Genomic DNA, 23,874 nt, shown 5'->3' with positions numbered 1-23,874 from the left:
CTGTTTCCGGATCGCGGAAACAGCCTTTCACGAGGTGGCTGAGATACTCGTCACAGACCCACCGGTACGTCAACCCGGTGTCGCACGTCTGGACCAATGCCGCAAAGGGACATTGGGTGTGTTGGGCGCACCGAACGCGGCATTCGGTGCAGCAGGGCACCGAATGCCGCGTTCAGGCTCGGCAGAAGATCAGCGCAGGGTCACGTGCGAAGGCCGCAGGTCCTCGACGCGGCGCACGCCCAGCAGCTGCATGGTCCGGATCATTTCCGTGCGCAGGATGTCCACGCAGCGCTGCACGCCGCGCTCGCCGCCGGCCATCAGGCCGTAGAGGAACGCGCGGCCCACGAGCACGAAGTCGGCGCCGCGCGCGATCGCGGCCACGATGTCGCCGCCGGAGAGGATGCCGGTGTCGACCCACACCTCGGCGGTGCCCTGGATCTCGTCGAGCACCGCGGGCAGCAGCTCCAGCGGCGTCGGCGCGCGGTCGAGCTGGCGGCCGCCGTGGTTGGACAGGACCACGCCGTCGGCGCCGTGCTTCACCACGTCTCGCGCGTCGGCCACATTCTGCACGCCCTTGACCACGAGCTTGCCGGGCCAGGTGCGGCGCACCCAGTCGAGGTCGTCGAAGTCGAGCGTCGGGTCGAAGAGCTGGGCCAGCAGCTCGGCCACGGTGCCGTCGAAGTGGTTCAGCGAAGCGAAGTTCAGCGGCTCGGTGGTGAGCAGGTTGAACCACCACGCGGGGTGCATCGCGCCGTCGGCGAACGTCTTGAGCGTGAGCGCCGGCGGGATGGTGAGCCCGTTGCGCACGTCGCGCATCCGCGCGCCGGCCACCGGGGTGTCGACGGTGAGCAGGAGGGTGTCGTAGCCGTTCTCCCACGCGCGATTCATCAGATCTTCGCCGGCGCCGTGGTCGCGCCACACGTAGAGCTGGAACCACTTGCGCGCCTCCGGGGCCGCCGCGGCGAGGTCCTCGATGGAGGTGGTCGCCATCGTCGAGAGGCTCATCGGGATGCCGTTGCGCTGCGCCACGCGGGCCACGGCGCTCTCGCCCTCGTGCTGCATCATGCGCGTGAACCCGGTGGGCGCGAAGCCGAACGGCAGCGCCGAGGTCTTGCCGAGCACGGTCCGCGTGGTGTCCACATCGGACACTCCGCGCAGCACGTTGGGGTGGAACTCCACGCGCCGGTACGCCTGCCGGGCACGCAAGAGGCTGTCTTCGAGCTCGGCCGCGCCGTCGGTGTAGTCGAACGCGGCGCGGGGCGTGCGCTTGCGCCCGATCATCCGCAGGTCGGCGATCGTGTGCGCGCTCGACAGGCGCCGCTCGGTCGGGTTCAGCACGATCGGCTTCGGCCGCAGGATCTGCTTCAGTTCGCTCGGCCGCGGCAGACGACGCTGGGTCACGCTCGATCACCCTTCCTCAGGCGCTGGGTACCTCAAGGCTTGGATACATCCGATGTCTAGCTTAGTGGGCTCGGGCCTCGAAACAGCAAGACCCTCCAGGCCATTGTCCGGCCCGGAGGGTCTTGCGGCGACTACTGCTTACGCGTTGCCGGAGTCCGACGTCTGCGGGCCGGCGGCCGAGACGTCGTCGAGCCGGTAGCGGCGCACCGCTTCGGTCACCTTGTCCTGCGCGACCTCGCCGCGCTTGGCGAGCGCCGTGAGGGCGCCGACCACGATCGACTGCGCGTCCACGAGGAACTTGCGCCGGGCGGCCGGGCGGGTGTCGGAGAAACCGAACCCGTCGGTGCCGAGCGTGAGCATGTCGGTGGGCACCCACGGGCGGATCAGGTCCGGCACCGCGCGCATCCAGTCCGACACCGCCACGACCGGCCCGTTGACGCCCGAGAGCGCCTGCGTCACGTACGGCACGCGAGGGCTGTCGGCCGGGTGGAGCAGGTTGTCGTGGTCGATCTCCACGGCCTCGCGGCGCAGCTCGGTCCACGACGTGGCCGACCACACCGCCGCGCGCACGCCCCACTCGTCGGCCAGCAGCTGCTGGGCCTTGAGCGCGTCCGGCATCGTGACGCCGGAGACCAGGATGTGCGCCTCCGGGCCGTCGCCCGCCGGGGCGTCGGCGTACTTGTAGAGCCCCTTGAGCAGGCCGTCGACGTCGAGGTTCTCCGGCTCAGCGGGCTGCTGGTAGGGCTCGTTGTAGATCGTCAGGTAGTAGAAGATGTTCTCGCCGTTGCCGTGCGGCCCGGTCTCGCCGTACATGCGCCGCAGGCCGTCGCGGACGATGTGGGCGATCTCGAACGAGTAGGCCGGGTCGTAGGCCACGACCGCCGGGTTGGTCGCCGACAGCAGCAGCGAGTGCCCGTCGGCGTGCTGCAGGCCCTCACCGGTCAGCGTGGTGCGGCCCGCGGTGGCGCCGAGCACGAAACCGCGCGCCATCTGGTCCGCCGCCGCGTACAGGCCGTCGCCGGTGCGCTGGAACCCGAACATCGAGTAGAAGATGTAGATCGGGATCATCGGCTCGCCGTGCGTGGCGTACGAGGTGCCGACGGCCGTGAACGACGCGGTGGAACCCGCCTCGTTGATGCCCTCGTGCAGCAGCTGGCCCTTCTCGGACTCCTTGTAGGCCAGCATCAGGCTCGCGTCGACCGACGTGTACGTCTGGCCGTGCGGGTTGTAGATCTTGGCCGTCGGGAACATCGAGTCGAGACCGAACGTGCGGGCCTCGTCCGGGATGATCGGCACGACGCGCTTGCCGATCTCCGAGTCCTTCGCGAGCTCGCGCACGAGCCGGACGAACGCCATCGTCGTGGCGACCTCCTGCTTCCCCGAGCCCTTCCGGATGCCCTCGTAGACCTTGTCGCCCGGCAGCACGAGCGCCTTGGCGTGCTTCGGCCGGCGCTCGGGCAGGTAGCCGCCCAGCGCCTTGCGGCGGCCGATCATGTACTCGATCTCGGGCGAGTCCGGGCCCGGGTGGAAGTACGGCGGCAGCTTCGGGTCGCGCTCGAGCTCGGCGTCGCTGATCGGGATGCGCTGGGCGTCGCGGAACAGCTTCAGGTCGTCGAGCGTGAGCTTTTTCATCTGGTGCGTGGCGTTGCGGCCCTCGAACGCCGGGCCGAGGCCGTAGCCCTTGATGGTGTGGGCGAGGATCACCGTCGGCTGGCCGTGGTGCTCCATGGCCGCCTTGTACGCGGCGTACACCTTGCGGTAGTCGTGGCCACCGCGCTTGAGGTTCCAGATGTCGGCGTCGGAGAGGTCCTTGACCAGGTCCTTCGTCCGCGGGTCGCGGCCGAAGAAGTGCTCACGCACGTACGCGCCGTCATTGGCCTTGTACGTCTGGTAGTCGCCGTCCGGCGTCACGTTCATCAGGTTGACCAGGGCGCCGTCGCGGTCGGCGTGCAGCAGCGAGTCCCATTCGCGGCCCCAGATGACCTTGATCACGTTCCAGCCCGCGCCGCGGAAGTACGACTCGAGCTCCTGGATGATCTTGCCGTTGCCGCGCACCGGGCCGTCGAGCCGCTGCAGGTTGCAGTTGATCACGAAGGTCAGGTTGTCGAGGCCCTCGCCCGCGGCCACGTGGATGAGGCCGCGCGACTCCGGCTCGTCCATCTCGCCGTCGCCGAGGAACGCCCAGACGTGCTGGTCGTTGGTGTCCTTGATGCCGCGGTCGCGCAGGTAGCGGTTGAACCGGGCCTGGTAGATGGCGTTCATCGGGCCGAGGCCCATCGACACCGTGGGGTTCTCCCAGAAGTCCGGCATCAGCCGCGGGTGCGGGTACGACGGCAGGCCGCCGCCCTCGCCGGCGTGGCTGTACTCCTGGCGGAAGCCGTCGAGCTGCTGCTCGGACAGGCGGCCCTCGAGGTAGGCCCGCGCATACATGCCCGGGGAGGCGTGGCCCTGGAAGAAGACCTGGTCACCGCCGCCGGAGTGGTCCTTGCCGCGGAAGAAGTGGTTGAAGCCCACCTCGTACAGCGCCGCGGACGAGGCGTAGGTCGAGATGTGGCCGCCGACGCCGACGCCCGGCCGCTGCGCGCGGTGCACCATGATCGCGGCGTTCCAGCGGATGTAACGGCGGTAGCGGCGCTCGATCTCCTCGTCGCCGGGGAACCACGGCTCGTTCTCCGTGGGGATGGTGTTCACGTAGTCCGTGGACGTGAGCGCGGGCACGCCGACGTTGCGCTCGCGGGCGCGCTCCAGGATGCGCAGCATCAGGTAACGGGCGCGCTGCTGGCCACCCCTGGCCAGCGCCTCGTCGAAGGAGTCCAGCCACTCGGCGGTCTCCTCCGGGTCGATGTCGGGCAGGTGCGCCGCGAGTCCGTCACGGATGACGCGTACTCGTGCCGGGGTCTCCTTGCCGGAGGCGCCGTCGTTCTGCGGGGCCAAGGGGTCTCCTTGTAGCTGGTTGTAGCCGTTGTAGCTGCTGGGCGGGAGTGCACGCCGATTCCCATCGTCGTCCCCGGCCCGGCTCCCGTCACCTTTACTGTCCGGTAACAAGGGTCGCCCCGAGTGCACCACTCCCCGCGTGCGGTGTATCGCGCGCGCGTTTTCTTCTCCACAACACTAGAGGAGAGGTTTCCGGGGGTTGCCGGAGCGGTCGTGCGACACTGCCCACAGACACCTGTCCCGGGGTCACCGAAGACCCCGGGGGGCCTCCACGCTGCGACACGACTTGTCAAAGATCCGGTGTGGACGGTTGCGCGCAGCGCCGCGCCAGTGTTCGCTATCGAACAACCGTGTACCCGAGTGTGGTGGCCGGCGCAGCTTCACCTGCGTCACCGACCACCGCGCTCCGTCGTAGTTGGAGGAGTGGAAGCAGTGGTCGCCGCGGGAGACGCAGGCACTGCCGGCGTCGCCGAGAGCCTTGGCATCAAGCCGGACATGGTGGTCCAGGAGATCGGCTGGGACGAGGACGTCGACGACGACGTCCGCGCGGCGATCGAGGAGGCGATCGGCGCCGAACTCCTCGACGAGGACGCCGACGAAGTCATCGACGTCGTGCTGCTCTGGTGGCGCGAAGACGACGGCGACCTGGGCGACGCCCTGGTCGACGCCCGTGGTCCGCTGGACGAGAACGGCGTGATCTGGGTGCTGACGCCCAAGACGGGTCAGCCCGGGCACGTCGAGCCCAGTGAGATCGCCGAAGCCGTGCCCCAGGTCGGTCTGTCGCAGACCGCCAACATCAGCGTGGGAGCCGACTGGCTCGGGACCCGCCTGGTGTCGCCGAAGTCCTCGAAGGCGAAACAGCGGTGAACCCGGGCCTGCGCGGCTGACACGATAGGGTTGTCGGCGCAGGTTTCGTGATCGCTTTCGGAGAGGATTCGCCGCATGGCCGTCGAGGTCGGTACGCCAGCCCCGGACTTCACGCTCAACGACTACAACAAGCAGCCCGTCACGCTGTCGTCGTTCAAGGGCGACAAGCCGGTTCTGCTGGTCTTCTTCCCGTTCGCGTTCAGCGGGACCTGCACCGGCGAGCTCTGCCAGCTGCGCGACGAGTTCGCCGACTACGACACCCGGGGCGTCCAGATCCTGGGCGTCTCCGTCGACGCGGTCTTCTCGCTGAAGGTGTGGGCCGAGCAGCAGAACTACCAGTTCCCGCTGCTCTCGGACTTCTGGCCCCACGGCGCGGTCGCCCAGACCTACGGCGTCTTCAACGACAAGGCCGGCATGGCCCTGCGCGGCACGTTCCTCATCGACACCGACGGCATCGTCCGCTTCGCCGAGGTCAACCAGCCCGGCGAAGCCCGCGACCAGTCGGCGTGGAAGAAGGCCGTCGCCGAACTGGCCTGACTTTTCCGGCGGAACCCCGCATCGGCCTTCGACGCGGGGCTCCGCCGCCGGGCGCATAGCTCAGCGGAAGAGCACTCGGTTTACACCCGAGCGGTCGCAGGTTCGAACCCTGCTGCGCCCACGCCGGGGCTTGGGGCGAACTGTGTTCGCGGAATGCGCGAACCGGGGGCGCCCCGGCGTCGTCTTTTGGGGGTGCAACCCCCAAACCCCGCCCGGAGGGCTTCGCCCCCGGACCCCCGGCTGGGGTCACCTTGGGTGGGTTCTCCCAGCCCCAGCGTGGTCACCTTGGGTTGGTTCCGTCGGTGTTCGCGGAGTGCGCGGGCGGGGCGTCTCGCGGTTCTTTCGGGGTGCAACCCGCAAGCCCCGCCTGATGGGCTGCGCTTCCGGACCCCCGCGGTGGTCGTCTCGGGTGGGTTCCGTCGGTGTTCGCGGAAGGCGCAGATCGGGTCGTCCCGCGGTGTTTTGGGGTGCAACCCCAAGCCCCGCCTGGTGGACTTCGCTTCCGGTGGTCGTCTTAGGTGGGTTCCAGGCGCAGCGGTGGTCGCCTCGCGTGGGCTCCGTCGGTGTTTGCGGGGCGCGCGGATCGGGTCGTTCCGCGGTGTCTTTGGGGTGCACCCCCCAAGTTCTGCCCGGGTGGCCCCGGGCCCCGGCCGTGGTCGCCTTGGGTGGTTTGGCGCCGGCAGTGGGCGACTTCGGTGGTCCCGGCGCTGGATGCTCGGTTCTCTGGGTGAGTCGTGTTCGCGGAGCGGGCGGGCGGGGCGTCTCGCGGTGACTTGTGGCGGTGCAAGCCGAGGATTCCTCCTGGTGGGCTTCGCCCCGGACGCCCACGGTGGGTCGTATTTGTCCGGTCGGTAACGGTTGGCGATCGGTTGGCCACAAGGCGCTTCGCGGTGAGGGGGCGGCCCTACGCTGGTCCGGGCGTGATCGGGCGGCGCCGGGCCGTGATGGGGGACGTGTGGACGCGCAGCGTGCGTATCGGCGGGTCAGCTGGACGTTCGGGTTCTTCGCCCTGCTGTTCTGCACCTCCGCGGGCACCGCGGTGGTCGCGGAGGGGGCGTTGCGGGGGCCGGGCGTGTCGTGGCCGCCGGTGCTGGTGTTGGCGGTCGTCGCGGCGGTCGGGGTGGTCGTGCTCCGCGGCGGGCGGAAGGTGGCGTCGCGGCGGTACGTCGACAGTGCGTTGCGGCGGGGGCGGGCCGGGTTTTCGCCGGCGTTCCCGTTCACGCTGGCCGCGTGGGTGCTGGCCGGCGCGGGCTTCGGTGGGCTCGCCGGCACCGCGGTCGTGGCCGCCGACCTCGGCGACGGCTCCTCGCGCGCGCACCTGCAAGCCCTCGTGGACTTCTCGCGGCCGATCCTGCTGCTCTTCACGAGCCTCGTCGTCCTCGCCGCCGCGGGCTATTACTCGTGGCGCTTCCGGGAACGCCACGAGCTCGTGACGCTGCAGGCGGCGGGGATCGCGGTCGTGGTCGAGCCGGAGGCGCCGCGGCCGATGAAGGTCACCCGGATGTGGCTCGTCGGCACGCTCGTCGACGCACTGCTCTTCGCGGGCGCGATCGTGCCCCGGCTGCTGTCCGACGACGACCGCCCGACCTCGGACGAGCTCACCACGGGCGGCTTCAACGTCGTCGCCGGGCCGGCGGTCGTCAGCTTCTCGATCCTGCTGCTCATGCTCGCCAACTGGTCGACGCGCCGGCCCGCGCTGCGGGCGCTGCTGCACCCGGCGTCCCTGGCCGCGATCGGCCTCGTGCTGCTCGGCTACGGGCTCGACAGCGGGGCCGGCCTGACCGTCGTGGGCACCGTCCTCGGCATCGCCGGAATCCTGCTCGGCTCGGCCACCTGCCTGAACATCATGACCCGCGGCGCCCAGCCCTGGATGGGCCTGCTGTACCTCGCCGGCAACTACGTCTACGCCTACCTCATCGCCCCGAACGGCGACTACGTCCTCCCGCAGGGCGTCACCGGCTGGATCATCGCCCTCCTGGCCGCGGCCTACGCGATCCGCGAAGCGGTCAAGCACTACCGGGAGTGGACCACGGTGGAGCCGATCTGACGCCGGCGCCCGGAGCCGGGCCTGCCCCCTCGGCAGGCCCGGCCGCGCGGTGCGCGTCGCGGGCGAACGTGGAGTAGGAGGCCCGGCGGGAGCCGGTGGATACGTCGAGCACTGCGGCAAACGGGTGAACCTTCACGCGGCGGTCCACGCGTGTTCGGCCAGGCTCGGGTGCAGGGGAGCGGCCACGAGCCGGTTGGCGAACGTCGAAAGCGTGTACGCGCCGATCCCCAGCACCACCTCGAGCGCCTGCCGCGGGGTGTAGCCGGCGGCGAGGAACGCGTCGAGGTCGGCGGCAGGCACGTCACCGGTCGTCGCGAACGTCGTCAACGCGAACCGGCGCAGCGCCTCCAGTCTCGGAATCGGCAGGGGCTCCGCCGCGTGCAACGCCGCGATCAGCGAAGCCGGCGCGTCGAGCTGCACCAGCTTCGCGGTGTGCAGCGCGACGCAGAAGTGGCAACCGTTGCGCGCGGACACCACGAGGATCAGCGTCTCGCGCTCCAGCGGCGACAGCGTGGTGGTCTCGAACAGGGCGCTCAGCTTGAGGAACCCGTTCAGCAGCTCCGGCGACGTCGCCAGCCGGGCGACGGCGGCGGGCAGCGAGCCGAACTGGGCTTCGGTCGCCGCCAGGGCGCGGCGGGCGGCCGGCGGGGCGGTCTCGGCGGTGTGCTCGGGGAAGTGCGGCACGGAACCCTCCTGGGGTAAAGTCGTCAACGTGGTTGTCGAATTCCAGAAGGTAAACCTGGTTGTCGAATTTGGCAAGCGGCATGGCTGACGCGCCCGGCTTCGAGCTGCCGTTGCTGCTGTTCTCGGGCTTCCGCACGCTGATCGACGACCTGCACGCCGAGCTCGCCCGCCAGGGTCACCCCGACGTGCGCCCCGCGTTCGGCTTCGCGATGCAGGCCATCGGGCCGCGCGGGGCCACCGCGTCGGAGCTGGGCAAGCGGCTCGGCGTCTCGAAACAGGCCGCGGGCAAGACCGTCGACCGCCTGGAGCAGCTCGGGTACGCCGAGCGCGCCGACGACCCCGAAGACGCCCGCCGCAAGCTCGTGCGGCTCACCCCGCGCGGCCTCGACTCCCTCACCCGCTCCGCCGCCATCTTCGAAACGCTGCGCGCGAACTGGGTCGCTCAGCTCGGCGCCGACCGCGTCCGCGCCCTCGAAGCCGACCTGCGCACCATGACCGGCGGCGGCTTCCGGCTCGACGTCGCAGGCTGGTTCGCCGGCTAGCGCGACTCCTGCGCCAGCTTCGCCACCTCGCTCGTCAGCAGGTCGATCTCGCCCTCGGTGTTGTAGTAGTGCACCGACGCGCGGACGAGGTCGGGCAGGTCGCGGGCGGTGAAGTCGTACTGCGCCGAGGTCGCGTGGATCACGCTCGTGTTGATCTTCGCGGCCGAAAGCCGCACCTTCACCTGCTCCGCGCCCAGGCCGTCGAGGCTGAACGCGACGAGCCCGCACTTGCGCGCGCCGACGTCGTGCAGGCGCACGCCGTCGAGCTCGCCGAGGCGGCCGCGCAGTGTCGCGCCCAGCTCGGCCACGCGGTGCTCGATCGCCGGCAGGCCCCATTCGAGCGCGTAGTCGACGGCCGCGCCGAGTCCCAGCACGGCCGCGTAGTCGCGTTCCCACACCTCGAACTGCTTCGCCGTCGGGTCCACCACGAACTCACCGGGCGATTCCCAGCTGGCCGAGTGCAGGTCGAGCATCGCGGGCTCGAGCCGCTCGCGCAGCCGCGGGTGCACGTAGAGGAACCCGGTGCCGCGCGGCCCGCGCAGGTACTTGCGGCCGGTGGCCGAGAGCGCGTCGCACTGCAGCAGCTCGACGTCGAGGTCGAGCTGCCCGGCCGACTGGCACGCGTCGAGCAGGAAGGGGATCCCGGCCTCGCGCGCGACCTTGCCGATCTCCTCGGCCGGGTTGACCAGGCCGCACTGCGTCGGCACGTGGCTCACGGCGATCAGCTTCACGTCGTCGTCGATCAGGCGGCGCAGGTCGGCCACGTCGAGCTGGCCGGTCTCGTCGTCGGCGACCACCTCCACGCGCGCGCCGGTGCGGCGCGCCACCTGGAGGTAGGCGATCGCGTTGCTCGCGTACTCGGCGCGAGAGGTCAGAATCTTCTCGCCCGGGCCGAAGTGCAGCGCGTAGAAGACCGCCTGCCACGAGCGTGTCGCGTTGTCGGTGATCGCGATGTCCTCGGGTGCGGCGTTGATCAGCCGCGCCACGGACGTGTACACGGCTTCGGTGCGCTCGGCCGCCGCCGCGGCGGCCTCGTAGCCGCCGACCAGCGCTTCGGCTCGCAGGTAGTCGACCATCGTGTCGGTGACGCGGGCCGGCGGGAGCGCCGAACCGGCGTTGTTGAAGTGGACGACGCCGGTGCAGCCGGGCGTCTCGGCGCGGGCGCGGGCCACGTCGGCGGGCTGGATGACCATGTGAACTGAATACAGTAGGGCCAGTCTGTATGCAATACTGCGCGGATGACCAAGCGACTCCTGCGAGGTGAGCTCATCGAGGAGATCACCACGCGCGTGCTCGACGGCCGGCTGGACGCCCGGATCAACGAGGTGCACCTCGCGCGCGAGCTCGGCGTGAGCCGCACGCCGCTGCGGGAAGCGCTGATCGGGCTCGCCGACCGCGGGCTGCTCGTAGCCGCGCCCGGCCGCGGGTTCCTCGTCGCACCGCTCGACCCGGAGGAGGCCAAGCGGCTCTACCCGCTGGTCGCCGAACTGGAGTCGCTCGCCCTGCGCTGGACCTCGCCGCTGGATCTGACGCTGCTGCCGGACGCGCTCGACGCGATCGCGGACGAGATGACGGCCCTGCCCGCCGGCGCCGATCTGTCCGCTGTGGACGATCGCTGGCACGAGCTGCTGCTCTCCCGCTGCGGCAACCCGCACCTGCTGCGCTTGATCGAGCAGACGAAACCCTTGCTGAAACGCTACGAATCCGTGTACTTCGGCGGCCCCGAACGAGCCGCCGAGAGCATCGCCGAGCACCGGGCGATCGCCGGCGCGCTGCGCTCCGGCGACGTGCCCGGCGCGACGACGCTGCTCGTCCGCAACTGGGTCAAAGCACTGGCGTACCTCGAACGGAGCTGAACGCATGAAGGTCTTCGCGCACCTGTCGGACATCCACCTCGACGGCGGCGACCGCGCCGACGCGCGCACCGCCGCGGTGTTCGACTACCTGCGCGAACTCGCGGTCGAGGCGGTGTTCGTCACCGGCGACGTCGCCGACCACGGCCTGCCCGAGGAGTACCGCCGCGCGGCCGAGCTGCTCAAGCACTCCGCGCCCGTGCTCACGTGCCCCGGCAACCACGACGTGCGTGAGGCCTTCCGCGAGGTCCTGCTCGGCGAGCCGGCGGGCGCCGGCCCGGTGAACGTCGCCACCGACGTGAACGGCGTCCTCGTGGCCATGTGCGATTCCACGATCCCCGGCAAGGGCGCGGGTCACCTCGAAGACGCGACGCTCGCGTGGCTCGACGAAGTGCTCTCCGCCCACGACGGACCCGCGTTCGTCGCCTTCCACCACCCGCCGGTCGAGATCGGCATCCCGCTCGTGGACGCCATCCGCCAGACCGGCGAAGACCGCCTCGCCGAGGTCCTGCGCCGGCACCCGGACGTGCTCGCACTGCTGTGCGGCCACGTCCACACCGGCGCCGCCACGACGTTCGCGGACGTGCCCGTGCGCATCGCCCCCGGCGTGGTCTCCGGGGCGCTGCTGCCCGTCGAGCCCGGTGCCGGCCGCGGCTGGGAGGAAGGCGGCCCGCTCGATTTCGACCGGCCGCCGTCGCTGCTGCTGCACGTGCTGCACGACGACGGCCGGCTCACCACCCACCAGCGGGTGGTGCCGTTCAGCGGCTGAAGACGGGCAGCGTGACCCGCGACGGGTGGGCCGCGTCGTGGAAGATCTCGAACCGGTTCGCCTTGCCGTCGACGGCACTGGCCACCGGTTCGCCCGTGCCGTGGTTGCGGGCGAAGCGCGGGAACGCGCCGCCCGCCACCTGCACGCGGAGCCGGTGGCCGCGGCGGAACCGGTAGGCCGTGGGGTCGAGCCGCAGCTGCGCGGTCACGATCCCGTCGGCGTCCGCCTCGGGCGCGCCGGGCCGCAGCCGCAGGATGCCGTCGGTGACGTTGCGGGAGCGGCCGTCCTGGTCGACGTCGCAGATCCGCGCGTACACGTCGGCGTGGCCCAGTTCGGTGCGCACGAACACGGTGGCGCTCACCTCGCCGATCACGTCGAGGTCGGCGATCAGCGGTTCGCCGGTGAACACGAGCACGTCGTCCCGGGCCTCGACCTCGTTGTTGTCCTGCTGCTTGTTGGTGCCCGTCAGCAGCGGACCGCCGACCGCGGGAGTCGGGTCGGCGGGGTCGTAGGTGAACGCGGTGGGCCGGGCCTCGCCGTCGACCACCTCACCGAGGCCGCCGATCGGGCGCAGGTGCGAGTCGGTGGCCGTGGACTCGGGCGGCCACGCGTCGAAGTCGAGCCAGGTCGCCGCCTGCTGCAGGTACAGCCGCACGGGGGAGCGCTGCAGCTGCGCGCGGTCGTCGAGCAGGTGCGCGCGCAGGAACCCGACCTGGTCCTGCACGGAGATCCGCAGGCTGGCCGGGTCGCCGTGGGCCCACGGCCCGATGGTGATCCGCGGCGCGCGCCCCGCGTCCTGCAGCGTCCGGAAGTCCCGCAGCTGGCCCTGGATGAACAGGTCGTACCACCCGGTGACCATGCTGACGGGCACGGTGAGCCCGGCGACTTCCGCGCTGTGGTCGGACATGGCCCAGTAGCCGTCGTCCGGTTCGGCGTGGGTGGTCACGTCGCGCAGGAACAGCACCTGCTTGCCGATCGCGGCCACGTCGGCGGCGTTCAGCGGCAGGTGCGCCATCGCGCGGCGCGTCTTGCGCTTCTGCACGGGGTTCGGCAGGCCCGCGAACCGTTCCTCCTGCCGGCCGATCATGGCCGACCACGACACCATGTTGTCGGCCGCGAGCACCCCGCCCGGGTAGAACGTGCTCACGAACTCCGAAGCCGTCACGCCCAGTGCCATGGCCTCGAGTGGCGGGTCGAGGTAGGGCCCGATCGCCCACTGCGTGTGCCCGAGGTAGCTCAGGCCCGCCGTCGCCAGCCGCCCGTCGCACCACGGCTGCGCGCGCAGCCACTCGGCGGTGGCGAGGCCGTCTTCGCGTTCGAGGTGGAACGGGCGGAACTCGCCTTCGGAGCCGAACGTGCCCCGCGTGCTCTGGACCACCGTCTGCAGGCCGTGGCGCGCGAAGACGCTGCCGAAGAGCGCCGCGATCGGCCCGGTGCGCCCGTACGGCGTGCGCACGAGCACCACCGGGCCGGAGCGCTGGCCGGCCGGTGTGTACCGGTCGGCCACGAGGTGGACCCCGTCGGGCATGGGTATCCGCAGGCCCTTGGTGGCGACGGGGGCCGGGCCCTCCGCCTTCGGGAGACCGAGCAGGAGGTCGGCAATGCGCTGCAGCACAGGTTTACCCCTTTCACCGAGCCGGACGCGTCCGACGCTACCCGTCTCGCGTGAGGAGGGTCACGCAGCGCGCGGGCGCCCCTCGAGTTCCGCGGTCACGCGCAGCGCCGGGCTCGTGAACGGTTCGAGCACGCCGGCGTCGACCCCGCACAGCTGCAGCGCGGTCGCGAGCACGGCAGGCCGCGCGCGGTCGCCGCCGTCGGCGATCTTCAGCGCCACGGCCGTGCCGTCGGGCAGCGCGGCGAGCTGCACGGCCTCGAACCCGTCCTTCGCGAGGAGCCCCGGCACCGCGCGCATCAGCGCGGTGACGTCACGCCGGGTGCCGCCCACGAGGTCCGGGTGCTGCCGGATCCCTTGGGCCACCAGGCTTTCCGGGGTGCCGGCCGCCGCGGTCGCCAGCCGTGAGGCCGCCCGGGCGAGCCCGCGCAGCGACAGCGCGAACAGCGGCGCGCCGCACCCGTCCACGGCCACGCGCGGCACGGTCTGCCCGGTGAGGTCCTCGACGGTCTTCCGGATCGCGAGCTGCAACGGGTGCCCGGGATCGAGGTACGTGCGCGGGTCCCAGCCCCGCTCCCGGCAGGTGGCGAGCATCGCGGCGTGCTTGCCGGAGCAGTTGTGCGCCAGCCGCGCGGGCGGCCGGCCCTCGGCGACCCACGCGTCACGCTCGATCGGGTCGAACGGGTAGTCGGCCGGGTTGCCGAGGTCTTCGGCGGTGAAGCCGTGGCCCGTCAGCACCGCGGCCGCGGCGTCGAGGTGCCGGCGCTCGCCCGAGTGGCTGGCCGCGGCGATCGCGAACCCCGCCGGCGGCAGCCGCAGGCCCAGCCGGGCCATCGCCGTGGCCTGAAGCGGCTTCGCCGTGGAGCGCGGGTACATCGCGACGTCCGGGTCGCCGGCGGAGAAGAGCGTGGAGCCGTCCGGCGCGAGCGCGATCACCGAACCGTGGTGCACGCCTTCGACCATGCCGTCGCGCAGGAGGTGGACCAGGGGGACGTGCCGCGGCACGCGCTGCTCGGGCGCGCTCACTGCTCGGCCCTCTCGAACGCGCTCATGTCGATGCGCTTGCGCACGCAGAACCAGCCGATCACCAGCGCCACGACGATTGCCGGCAGCGCGAGCAGCGTGATCCGGCCGGTTTTGTCGAACGCCATCAGCACCACCACGGCGGCGAGGAACACCAGCGTCGTGATCTCCGTCCACGGCGAGCCCGGCAGCCGGAACGACGGGCGCGTCAGCTCACCGCGGTCGGCCTTGCGCACGAACAGCAGGTGGCAGAGCACGATGATCGCCCACGTGGCGAGGATGCCGATCGCCGCGAAGTTGAGCACGATCTCGAACGCGTCCTTCGGCACTACGTAGTTGAGCGCCACGCCGAGCACGCAGACCGACGCGGTGAGCAGGATGCCGCCGTAGGGCACCTGGTTGCGGTTCATCACGCCGGTGAACCTCGGCGCCGAACCGGCGACCGACATCGACCGCAGGATGCGGCCGGTGGAGTACAGGCCCGAGTTGAGGCTCGACATCGCGGCGGTGAGCACCACGAGGTTCATCACACTGCCCGCCGCCGGCACACCCAGGTGCGAGAGCACCGTCACGAACGGGCTCTCGTCGCCGGTGTAGGAGTTCCACGGCATGAGCATCGCCAGCAGCACCACGGAACCGACGTAGAACACCGCGATCCGCCACATGATCGAGTTGATCGCCTTGGGCATGATCTTCTGCGGGTTCTCCGTCTCACCCGCCGCGACACCGACCAGCTCCACCGACGCGTACGCGAACACCACGCCCTGCACGATGAGGATCATCGGCAGCACGCCGGCCGGGAAGATCCCGCCGTGGTCGGCGATCAGCTGCGGGCCGGGCGCGAGGCCGTCGACCGGGTGCTGGGTGACCAGCAGCACGATGCCGATGATCATGAACAGCACGAGCGCCGCGACCTTGACGATCGCGAACCAGAACTCCATCTCGCCGAACAGCTTCACCGAGACGAGGTTCAGCGTCAGCACCACGGCCAGCGCGATCAGCGCCAGCACCCACTGCGGGATCGGCGCGAAGAACGACCAGAAGTGCGCGTACAGCGCGATTGCGGTGATGTCGGCGATGCCGGTCGTGGACCAGTTGAGGAAGTGCATCCAGCCCGCGACGTACGCGCCCTTCTCGCCCATGAACTCCCGCGCGTAGGACACGAAGGCGCCCGAGGACGGGCGGTGCAGGATCAGCTCGCCCAGCGAGCGCACCACGAAGAACGCGAAGAGCCCGCACACGGCGTACACGATCGCCAGCGCCGGCCCGGCTTGCGCGAGCCGTCCGCCCGCGCCGAGGAACAGGCCGGTGCCGATGGCGCCGCCGATCGCGATCATGGAGATGTGGCGGGACTTCAGCGCCTTGTTGTAGCCGGCGTCACCGGCGTCGGCGTGCTTCTCCGTTTCGCCCGACGACGGAAGGGTCTGTTCACTCACGTTTTCAGTCGTTCCTGTTCTGCTTCGCCGTGCGGCCGGGCCGCACGATGGTGGTCAGCGCCTGCTCGACGTGCGCGAGGTGCGCCGTCATCGCGGCCACGGCCGCCTCTTCGGAGCCGTCGGCGATCGCCGTGACGATCCGCCGGTGCTCCACGTTCGACTCCGCGCGCCGGTCGCCCAGCTGGTTGAGGAACGCCGACTGGCGCGCGAGCGCGTCGCGGATCTCCTCGATGACCTTGGCGAACACCGGGTTGCCCGAGGCCTGGGCGATGGTGATGTGGAACAGCGAGTCGAGCGCCACCCACGCCGTGTTGTCGGTCTCCAGCTCCATCCGCTCGGCGAGGTGGCCGAGCAGGTCGAGGTGGCCGTCGTCCCGGCGCAGAGCCGCGTACCCCGCGACAGGGATTTCGACGTGACGGCGCACCTCGATGAGGTCGCGGGCCGAATAGTCACCGAAAGTGGGGTTCTCGGCCGGGCCGGTCGCGGTGACGAACGTGCCCTTGCCGGTGCGGGAAACGGTCAGCCCGAGCGCCTGCAGCCCGCGCAGCGCCTCGCGGATCACCGAGCGGCTGACCTCGAACTCCTTGCTCAGCGCGGCTTCGGACGGCAGCTTGTCGCCCACGGCGTACTCGCCGCGTTCGATGGCGCGGCGCAGGTAGGCCAGCACGGCCTCCATGGCGCTCACGCGACGGGGGCCTTGTCCGGCTGTCTGGCTGTCAGACAGGTTCATGGAACGAGATCGTGAAGTTCCACCGAACCGGTGTCAAGTCAGGTGGAGGTCTCCCACATCCGGACTGGGGAAATCACCGGAATCGTGTGGGCCGGTTCACGCGCGCCCGTTCTGTCGGTGGGGCGTGCGAGGGTGTCGCCGTGGCGTCACCCGCGAAGGTTTCGTCGGGCCCCGGGCGGCATGTCGGCGGGCGCGGCGGGCGGGTGAGGAGAGAGGATCCCTACGAGCCGCACAGCGCGAGCGCGGACTAGGGTGGAGGACCCCGGGCCGCGCCGCAGCAACAACCGGGAAGCCGTCTGCCTAGGGGAGGTTTTCGCTGGTGTCGAACGATTCCTTCGTCCACCTGCACGTCCACACCGAGTACTCGATGCTCGACGGTGCGGCGAAGATCGGACCCCTCTTCGCCGAAGCGGCGCGGCTGGGCATGCCCGCGGTGGGCATGACCGACCACGGCAACATGTACGGCGGCGACGAGTTCTACCAGACCTCGAAGAAGCACGGCCTGAAGCCGATCATCGGCATCGAGGCCTACATCGCGCCGGAGAGCCGCTTCCACAAGAAGCCGGTGTTCTGGGGCCAGGCCAGCCAGCGCGGCTCCGACGAGTTCGGTGAGGGCGGCGACGTCTCCGGTGGCGGTGCCTACACGCACATGACGATGCTGGCGGAGAACGCCACCGGGCTGCGGAACCTGTTCAAGCTCTCGTCGATCGCCTCGATCCAGGGCTACTACCGCAAGCCGCGCATGGACCGCGAGCTGATCGCGGAGAACCACCACGGCATCATCGCCACCACCGGTTGCCCGTCGGGCGAGGTGCAGACCCGCCTGCGGCTGGGCCAGCGCGAGGCCGCGATCCAGGCCGCGTCGGACTACAAGGACATCTTCGGCGCCGACAACTTCTTCCTCGAACTGATGGACCACGGCCTGCCGATCGAGCGGTCCGTGCGCGAGGGCCTGCTCGAGATCGGCAAGCTGCTCGACCTCAGGCCGCTGGCCACCAACGACTCGCACTACGTCACCAAGGACCAGGCCGACACGCACTCGGCGCTGCTGTGCGTGCAGGCGGGCAAGACGCTCAACGACCCGACCCGGTTCAAGTTCGACGGCGACGGCTACTTCCTCAAGTCGGCCGAGGAGATGCGGCAGTACTGGGACAAGGAGGTCCCGGGCGCGGCCGACAGCACGCTGCTGATCGCCGAGCGCGTGCAGTCCTACGAGGACGTCTACTCGCACAAGGACCGCATGCCGGTGTTCGAGGTGCCCGAGGGGCACACCGAGGCGACGTGGCTGCGGCACCAGGTGGCCGAGGGCCTCAAGTGGCGCTTCCCGGACGGCGTGCCCGACGGCTACGAGGAGCGCTGCGACTACGAGCTCGGCGTCATCGAGCAGAAGGGCTTCCCGGCCTACTTCCTCATCGTCGCCGACCTCATCCAGCACGCGCGCGAAGTCGGCATCCTGGTCGGCCCCGGCCGTGGTTCCGCCGCCGGCGCGCTCGTCGCGTACGCGCTGGGCATCACGAACCTCGACCCGATCCCGCAGAAGCTGCTGTTCGAGCGGTTCCTCAACCCCGAGCGCATGTCGATGCCCGACATCGACATCGACTTCGACGACCGCCGCCGCGGTGAGATGATCCGCTACGCCACGGACAAGTACGGCTCCGACCGCGTGGCCCAGGTGATCACCTTCGGCACCATTAAGACCAAAGCCGCGATCAAGGACTCGGCCCGCGTGCACTTCGGCCAGCCGGGCTACTCGATCGCGGACAAGATCTCCAAGGCCCTGCCGCCGCCGATCATGGCCAAGGACATCCCGCTGTCCGGCATCGTCGACTCGAAGCACGAGCGCTACGCCGAAGCCGCGGAGGTCCGCGCCCTCGTCGAGACTGACGAGGAGTGCAAGACGATCTTCGACACCGCGCGCGGCCTCGAAGGCCTGATCCGCAACGCCGGCGTCCACGCCTGCGCGGTGATCATGTCGAGCGAGCCGCTCACCGACGCGATCCCGGTGTGGCAGCGCGACGACGGCTCGATCATCACCGGCTGGGACTACCCGTCGTGTGAAAACATCGGCCTGCTGAAGATGGACTTCCTGGGCCTGCGCAACCTCACGGTGATCGGCGACGCGCTGGCCAACATCAAGGCCAACCGCGGTGAGGAGATCGACCTCGACCGCCTCGGCTTCGACGACCCCGAGGCCTACAAGCTCCTGGGCCGCGGTGACACGCTCGGCGTGTTCCAGCTCGACGGTGGCGCGATGCGCGACCTGCTGCGCCGCATGCTGCCGACCGGGTTCGAGGACATCGTCGCGGTGCTGGCGCTGTACCGACCCGGCCCGATGGGCATGAACGCGCACAACGACTACGCCGACCGCAAGAACAACCGGCAGAAGGTCACGCCGATCCACCCGCAGCTCGAAGAGCCGCTGCGCGAGATCCTGTCCGAGACTTACGGCCTGATCGTGTACCAAGAGCAGATCATGCAGATCGCGCAGAAGGTCGCGGGCTACACGATGGGCCGAGCGGACACGCTGCGGCGAGCCATGGGCAAGAAGAAGAAGGAAGTCCTCGAGAAGGAGTACGAGGGCTTCGAAGAGGGCATGAAGGCCAGCCCGCTGCTGCCCGGCGGCTTCTCGCCCGAAGCGGTCAAGGCGCTGTGGGACACGATCCTCCCGTTCGCCGGCTACGCGTTCAACAAGAGCCACGCGGCCGCGTACGGCCTGATCGCGTACTGGACGGCCTACCTCAAGGCGAACTACACGCCGGAGTACATGGCCGCGCTGCTCACGTCCGTGGGTGACAACAAGGACAAGTCGGCCATCTACCTGTCGGAGTGCCGTCGCCTCGGCATCAAGGTGCTGCCGCCGGACGTCAACGAGTCGGCCCTGCGGTTCGCGGCCGTCGGGAACGACATCCGCTTCGGCCTGGGCGCCGTGCGCAACGTCGGCGCCAACGTGGTGGAGTCGGTCATCAAGACGCGCGAGGAGAAGGGCAAGTACTCCTCGTTCACCGACTTCCTCGACAAGTCCGAGCTGGTGGCCTGCAACAAGCGGGTCATGGAGTCGCTGATCAAGGCCGGCGGGTTCGACACGATGGGCCACACCCGCCTGTCGATGATCCAGGTGCACGAGGACGCGGTGGAAGCCGTCGTGCCGCTCAAGCGCCAGGAGGCCATGGGCCAGTTCGACCTGTTCGGCTCGTTCGGCGGGGACGACGACTCGGCCGAGGCCACGCCGTCCTCGTCGCCGCTCGCGCACCTGAAGTTCGGTGAAGAGGAGTACCCGCGCAAGCAGCTGCTCGCCTACGAGCGGGAGATGCTGGGCCTGTACGTGTCCGCGCACCCGCTCGACGGTGCCGAGCGCATCCTCCGCAAGCACGCGCCCAAGCCGATCGCCGGCCTGCTGGCCGATCCGCCGAAGGAGGGCGAGGTCGTGATCTCGGGCCTGCTCACCTCGCTGGAGCGGCGCGTGAACAAAAAGGGCGAGCCCTGGGCGATCTGCACGGTCGAGGACATGGACGCCGCGATCGAGGTGCTGTTCTTCGCCAAGGCGTACTCGATGTTCGCCGCGGACCTCATCGAGGACAACGCGGTGCTGGTCAAGGGTCGGGTCAACTGGCGCGAGGACAAGATGTCGGTGTTCGGCGGCGGGCTCGTGCCGCTGGACCTGTCCGAGATCGGCAACGGCGACGAGGAACCACCGCTGATGCTGCTGGCCGCAGCCGAGAAGATCGACCAGTCGGTGGTGAGCGAGCTCAAGTCGACGCTGCTGGCGCACAAGGGCGAGACCCCGGTGCACCTGAAACTCGTCGGCAAGAACCAGACCGTGTTCGCGCTCTACGATTACCCCGTGAAGGTCAGTTCGATGCTCATCGGTGAGCTCAAGGGCATCCCCGGGATCACCGCCAACACCTGATGACCGAGTACGTTCCGGACCCGCTCCGGTGGCGTGCCCTCGCTGTCACGTTGACGGCCGGGTTCATGACCCTGCTCGACGTGAGCATCGTCAACACGGCCCTGCCCGCGATGCAGCGTGGCCTGAACACCGGCAGCGGCACGATCCAGTGGGTCGTGTCCGGATACGCGCTCACGTTCGGCCTGGTGCTCGTCACCGGCGGGCGGCTCGGCGACGCGCTCGGCCGGCGGCGGGTGTTCCTCTTCGCGCTGGCCGCGTTCGTCGCCACGAGCGCGCTGGCCGGCGCGGCCCAGGACCCGAGCACGCTGGTGATCGCGCGGCTCGCGCAGGGCTGCGCCGCGGGTTTCCTGACCCCGCAGAACACCGGCCTGATCCAGGACCTGTTCCGCGGCGCCGAACGCGCCCGTGCGTTCGGCATGTTCGGCGCGGTGGTCGGCATCTCCACGGCCGTCGGGCCGGTGCTCGGCGGCGTGATCCTCGCGGTGTTCGGTGATCCGGGCGGCTGGCGCTGGGTGTTCTACGTGAACGTGCCCGTGGGCGCGCTGGCGTTCGGGCTCGCGATGCGGCTCCTGCCGAAGACCGAGCGGCGCCGGGTCCGGCTGCGGTCGGAGATCGACGTCGCGGGCATTCTGCTGCTGGCGGTCGCGGTGCTGGGGGTGCTGCTTCCGCTCGTCGAATCGCAGCAGGACGGCCTGCGGCGCCTGTGGTGGCTCTTCCCGATCGCGGCGGTGTGCTTCACCGCGTTCGTGCTGTGGGAGCGCCGGGTGGTGGCACGCGGCCGGCAGCCGTTGCTCGACATCCGGTTGTTCACGAGCACACCGGGGTACGCGCCCGGCGCCGCGGTGGGGGCGCTGTACTTCTGCGGGTTCGCCGGCGTCTGGCTGGTCTTCGCGCTGTTCTTCCAGCAGGGGCTCGGGTACACGCCGTTGCAGTCCGGGCTGTCGGTCACGCCGTTCGCGATCGGCTCGGCAGTGTCGGCCGCCGTCGCGGGACGGCTGGTGCCCCGGTTCGGGCGGCGGCTGTCCGTCACGGGCCTGAGTCTCGTGGCCTTCGCGCTGCTGGTCGTCGCGGCGGCGGTGGAATTCGTGCCACCGTCGGTCGCGGGGTGGGCGGTCGCGCTTCCGTTGCTGCTCGGCGGAATCGGTGGCGGCATGGTGATCTCGCCGAACACCACGCTGACGCTGGAGTGCGTGCCCACGAACATGGCGGGCGTCGCCGGCGGTGCGTTGCAGACGGGGCAGCGCATCGGCACGGCGATCGGCACGGCGGTGCTGGCTTCGGTGTTCGAATCGGCGGTGGTCGCGTCGGGGCGGAACTACCCTCGCGCGCTCACCATCGCATTGTGCTGCTCCGCGGCGTTGACCTGTGTGGCGCTGCTGCTGGCGGTCCTGGAGCTGCGCGCGCGGCGCGTCCGGACGGCTCGCAGTGAGGAGCACGAGGCGGCCGAGCGGGCCGCGGCCGTTCACCGACTGTGAGATGGTCACGCTCACTCAGCAGTATTGGTGAACTACTTTCAGCTATTCGGTGATGCTCCATCCGAGTGACACGCTACGTTTGACCCTGGTGCTACTCAGAGCAACCGGGTAGACCTTATGGAGCCTTCAGCACGACACTTTGGCTACCTACAGTGGCATTTCGATCGATCGACCGGGGATGGGTCGATCGGCCGAGCGGCTGAGAGTTCCGGAGTTCCATGGAATGGACACTCTTGGTCACCTCCCAGGCAACGGATCGTCGGCGTCCGCGGGGGACCGTACGGCGACCGCCGGGAGCAATGCCCGGGGTGGCGAGGGAGTGCGGCGAAGGCATTCGGGCGGGCCCGGGAGAGGGGGAACCGGGCCCGCCCTTTTTCACCTCGGTATTCCTCCCCTTTCACTCTCCGGTGGGGGTCGTACTCGCCTGAGCGCTTTGACCGTGTTGGGATGACGGCGTTCGTCGGGTGAGTGCGGGGAGCGTCGATGTCCCAGGGGATTTTTCCGGTCCAGCGGATCCGGGTGTGGTACCGGCCGATGCGGTCACGCGACAGCGGCGAGAACCACCGCGTGTCCACCCCGCTGGAACTGCTCTTCGACCTGTGTTTCGTCGTCGCCGTGGGCGCCGCGAGCGCCGACCTCCACCACGAGCTGGTCGAAGGGCACATCGGCCACGGGATCCTGAGCTACGCGATGGTGTTCTTCGCGATCTGGTGGGGCTGGCTGAACTTCAGCTGGTTCGCCTCCGCGTTCGACACCGACGACGTGCCCTACCGGCTGGCGACCCTGGTGCAGATCGCCGGCGGCCTCACCGTCGCGGCCGGCGTGGACCGCGCGTTCAACGGCGACTTCCGCGTGGTGATGGTCGGCTACGTGCTGATGCGGCTCGCGATGGTGACGCAGTGGCTGCGTGCCGCGAAGTCGGATCCGGAACGGCGCACGACAGCGCTCTGGTACGCGGGCGGGATCACGGTCGTGCAGGTGTTGTGGGTCGCCGACGCGTTGATCGCTTTTCCCCAGACGACGGCGGTGATCCTGTTCGCGGTGCTGGTGGTCTGCGAGCTCGCGGTGCCGAGCATCGCGGAATCGCGGGGCGGCACGTCGTGGCACCCGCACCACATCGCCGAGCGCTACGGCCTTTTCACGCTGATCGTGCTCGGCGAGGTGGTGCTGAGCGCGACCACCGCCGTGAAGGAGGGCGTGTCCGAGGGCGAGCACGTCGGCACCCTCATCGGGCTCGCCGCGGCCGGGCTCGTACTGGTGTTCTCGATGTGGTGGCTGTACTTCGACCAGCCGGGGCACCTGCGGCTCGTGCGCCATCCGTCGCTGCTGAGCACGTCGAGCTGGGGGTACGGGCACTACCTGATCTTCGCGTCGGCCGCGGCGGTCGGCACGGGGCTCGAGCTGGCGGTGGACTACGACACGCACCACAGCGCGATCAGCGGCCTGGCCACGGCGCTCGTGGTGACGGTGCCGGTCGCGGTGTTCCTGCTGAGCGTGTGGCTGCTGCACATCGGGCCGACGAACGAGTGCCGGGAGATCGCGATCGGGTACCCGGTCACCGCGGTGCTCGTGCTGGCGGCTTCGTTCGGGCCGGCGCCCATCCACGTCGCGGCGGTGCTCGCGGCCGCGTTGGTGGCGCTGACGGTGTTCGCGACCCACGGGCGGGTGCGGTCGGCGTGAGGGGTCGTCGGCGGTCGTGTCGGCCCGCTGCGGGTTGCGAGGGCTTGAGCGGCGGATCGATGCAGGTCAGGGAGCCGGCGCACGCTTAAGGGACCCCCCTGTTCGGGCCGGTTTTCGGCCATGTAAAGTTCTCCAAGTCGCCAGGGAAACCGAGCGGCCGCCGGGAACACGAACCAAGCTCCCACCTCTGGTGGTAGAGTGGGTGGTCCCAAACCTCCGGAGCTGAACCAGCCCCCAGCGAAGCGCGAGTTTCGCCAGGGTGTACTGTAGGTCTCCGGAACAAAAAAGCTTGAAACAACGCGGTGATCTGGTTTGCCTGCTGGGTGGGCTGGGTTGCGGTGTGTTGCTTGAGAACTCAACAGTGTGCTAGTGAACTA

At 70.1% G+C, this 23,874-nt stretch carries 17 protein-coding genes and 1 tRNA gene; 10 read left to right on the top strand and 8 right to left on the bottom strand.

Features of this window, described 5'->3' with window-relative positions:
• Positions 1 to 189: 189 nt before the first annotated feature.
• Both ACFY1H_RS19305 and aceE read right to left on the bottom strand, forming a co-directional pair.
• Positions 190 to 1,401 (bottom strand): alpha-hydroxy acid oxidase, encoded by a 1,212-nt coding sequence (locus tag ACFY1H_RS19305; protein ID WP_366581075.1) that lies wholly within the window; start codon positions 1,399 to 1,401, stop codon positions 190 to 192.
• 138 nt (positions 1,402 to 1,539) lie between these two features.
• Positions 1,540 to 4,335 carry a pyruvate dehydrogenase (acetyl-transferring), homodimeric type gene (gene aceE / locus ACFY1H_RS19300; protein ID WP_366581077.1) on the bottom strand — a complete coding sequence of 932 codons (2,796 nt, stop codon included), beginning with the start codon at positions 4,333 to 4,335 and terminating at the stop codon, positions 1,540 to 1,542.
• Between the two features lie 432 nt (positions 4,336 to 4,767).
• Between aceE and ACFY1H_RS19295 the strand changes: the two genes are divergently transcribed.
• The 4 genes from ACFY1H_RS19295 to ACFY1H_RS19280 all read left to right on the top strand — a co-directional run bounded on the left by ACFY1H_RS19295 (position 4,768) and on the right by ACFY1H_RS19280 (position 7,786).
• Positions 4,768 to 5,202 (top strand): DUF3052 domain-containing protein, encoded by a 435-nt coding sequence (locus ACFY1H_RS19295; protein WP_285969388.1) that lies wholly within the window; start codon positions 4,768 to 4,770, stop codon positions 5,200 to 5,202.
• A 75-nt stretch (positions 5,203 to 5,277) separates the two neighbouring features.
• On the top strand, positions 5,278 to 5,739 hold the full coding sequence (locus ACFY1H_RS19290) for a peroxiredoxin (protein ID WP_366581079.1): 462 nt from the start codon (positions 5,278 to 5,280) through the stop codon (positions 5,737 to 5,739).
• Between the two features lie 49 nt (positions 5,740 to 5,788).
• Positions 5,789 to 5,860: transfer RNA gene (locus tag ACFY1H_RS19285), tRNA-Val, on the top strand.
• 834 nt (positions 5,861 to 6,694) lie between these two features.
• Positions 6,695 to 7,786, top strand: a complete 1,092-nt coding sequence (locus ACFY1H_RS19280) for a hypothetical protein (RefSeq protein ID WP_386947990.1) — start codon at positions 6,695 to 6,697, stop codon at positions 7,784 to 7,786.
• Between the two features lie 132 nt (positions 7,787 to 7,918).
• Here the strand turns inward: ACFY1H_RS19280 and ACFY1H_RS19275 are convergent, their stop codons facing one another.
• Positions 7,919 to 8,470, bottom strand: coding sequence for a carboxymuconolactone decarboxylase family protein (locus tag ACFY1H_RS19275; protein WP_386947987.1), 552 nt, complete (start codon positions 8,468 to 8,470; stop codon positions 7,919 to 7,921).
• An 80-nt stretch (positions 8,471 to 8,550) separates the two neighbouring features.
• On the opposite strand from ACFY1H_RS19275, the gene ACFY1H_RS19270 reads away from it, so the two are divergent.
• Positions 8,551 to 9,012 (top strand): MarR family winged helix-turn-helix transcriptional regulator, encoded by a 462-nt coding sequence (locus ACFY1H_RS19270; RefSeq protein ID WP_386947985.1) that lies wholly within the window; start codon positions 8,551 to 8,553, stop codon positions 9,010 to 9,012.
• On the opposite strand, the gene ACFY1H_RS19265 is transcribed toward ACFY1H_RS19270, so the two are convergent.
• Positions 9,009 to 10,205, bottom strand: a complete 1,197-nt coding sequence (locus ACFY1H_RS19265; RefSeq protein WP_386947982.1) for an aminotransferase class V-fold PLP-dependent enzyme — start codon at positions 10,203 to 10,205, stop codon at positions 9,009 to 9,011. The genes ACFY1H_RS19270 and ACFY1H_RS19265 overlap by 4 nt on opposite strands.
• 45 nt (positions 10,206 to 10,250) lie before the next feature.
• Between ACFY1H_RS19265 and ACFY1H_RS19260 the strand changes: the two genes are divergently transcribed.
• Complete coding sequence (locus ACFY1H_RS19260; protein ID WP_366581089.1) at positions 10,251 to 10,868, top strand: GntR family transcriptional regulator; 618 nt, start codon at positions 10,251 to 10,253, stop codon at positions 10,866 to 10,868.
• Positions 10,869 to 10,872: 4 nt separating this feature from the next.
• The gene (locus ACFY1H_RS19255) at positions 10,873 to 11,634 is read left to right on the top strand and encodes a metallophosphoesterase (RefSeq protein WP_386947979.1); all 762 of its coding nucleotides are present in this window, start codon (positions 10,873 to 10,875) and stop codon (positions 11,632 to 11,634) included.
• On the opposite strand, the gene ACFY1H_RS19250 is transcribed toward ACFY1H_RS19255, so the two are convergent.
• From ACFY1H_RS19250 to ACFY1H_RS19235, 4 genes are read right to left on the bottom strand one after another with little or no spacing between them, the layout of a single operon-like run.
• Complete coding sequence (locus tag ACFY1H_RS19250) at positions 11,624 to 13,249, bottom strand: CocE/NonD family hydrolase (RefSeq protein ID WP_386947976.1); 1,626 nt, start codon at positions 13,247 to 13,249, stop codon at positions 11,624 to 11,626. The two genes, ACFY1H_RS19255 and ACFY1H_RS19250, sit on opposite strands and share 11 nt — an antisense overlap.
• 60 nt (positions 13,250 to 13,309) lie before the next feature.
• Positions 13,310 to 14,272: an asparaginase gene (locus tag ACFY1H_RS19245; RefSeq protein ID WP_386947974.1), complete on the bottom strand. Its 963-nt coding sequence runs from the start codon at positions 14,270 to 14,272 to the stop codon at positions 13,310 to 13,312.
• The gene (locus tag ACFY1H_RS19240) at positions 14,269 to 15,705 is read right to left on the bottom strand and encodes an amino acid permease (protein ID WP_386947970.1); all 1,437 of its coding nucleotides are present in this window, start codon (positions 15,703 to 15,705) and stop codon (positions 14,269 to 14,271) included. Before ACFY1H_RS19240 ends, ACFY1H_RS19245 begins: the two co-directional genes overlap by 4 nt.
• Before the next feature lie 4 nt (positions 15,706 to 15,709).
• A complete protein-coding gene (locus tag ACFY1H_RS19235) occupies positions 15,710 to 16,381 on the bottom strand; it encodes a FadR/GntR family transcriptional regulator (RefSeq protein ID WP_386949359.1) in 672 nt (223 codons plus the stop codon).
• 373 nt (positions 16,382 to 16,754) lie between these two features.
• Between ACFY1H_RS19235 and dnaE the strand changes: the two genes are divergently transcribed.
• The 3 genes from dnaE to ACFY1H_RS19220 all read left to right on the top strand — a co-directional run bounded on the left by dnaE (position 16,755) and on the right by ACFY1H_RS19220 (position 23,497).
• Positions 16,755 to 20,342, top strand: a complete 3,588-nt coding sequence (dnaE, locus tag ACFY1H_RS19230; protein ID WP_386947967.1) for a DNA polymerase III subunit alpha — start codon at positions 16,755 to 16,757, stop codon at positions 20,340 to 20,342.
• Positions 20,342 to 21,817, top strand: a complete 1,476-nt coding sequence (locus ACFY1H_RS19225; RefSeq protein WP_386947964.1) for an MFS transporter — start codon at positions 20,342 to 20,344, stop codon at positions 21,815 to 21,817. The genes dnaE and ACFY1H_RS19225 overlap by 1 nt, the downstream gene beginning before the upstream one ends.
• Positions 21,818 to 22,351: 534 nt before the next feature.
• The gene (locus ACFY1H_RS19220) at positions 22,352 to 23,497 is read left to right on the top strand and encodes a low temperature requirement protein A (protein ID WP_386947961.1); all 1,146 of its coding nucleotides are present in this window, start codon (positions 22,352 to 22,354) and stop codon (positions 23,495 to 23,497) included.
• The last annotated feature ends 377 nt before the right edge of the window (positions 23,498 to 23,874 follow it).

Origin of the sequence: Amycolatopsis sp. NPDC001319, assembly GCF_042896185.1 — a bacterium.
Taxonomy (GTDB): domain Bacteria; phylum Actinomycetota; class Actinomycetes; order Mycobacteriales; family Pseudonocardiaceae; genus Amycolatopsis.
Note: the sequence above shows the minus strand (reverse complement) of the source record. Positions and strands in the feature narration are given on the sequence as shown.